Annotated in this window: 1 protein-coding gene; it reads left to right on the top strand. The window is 76.6% G+C overall.

Annotated features, from left to right (window positions below; translation table 11 throughout):
* A partial coding sequence (locus tag KVT45_RS55605) for a DUF4916 domain-containing protein (protein WP_217562766.1) occupies window positions 1–239 on the top strand: 239 nt, incomplete at both ends.

Below are 239 nucleotides of genomic sequence, written 5' to 3'. Positions count from 1 at the left end.
ATCGGACGGCTGCCCCGCATCGGCCCGGACGGAACCGCCAGCCGGACCCTCGTCTCCGGCCGGGTCCTGCACCACGAGCGGGGCCGCGACGCCCTGCTGCGTCATCTGGAGAAGGACCTCGGCCCGGGCGCCCTGCCCCGTGTGCCGTCCTCCCTGCAGCCGTGCACGGTGGCCGAGTCCTACCCGGCGCAGGGCGTCACCCCGCACCACGACCCGCGGCAGCACGCGGGGTTGCCGTC

It is taken from the genome of Streptomyces sp. GbtcB6, from assembly GCF_019091475.1.
Classification (GTDB): domain Bacteria; phylum Actinomycetota; class Actinomycetes; order Streptomycetales; family Streptomycetaceae; genus Streptomyces; species Streptomyces hyaluromycini.
This window is presented reverse-complemented; position numbering and strand designations above follow the sequence as displayed.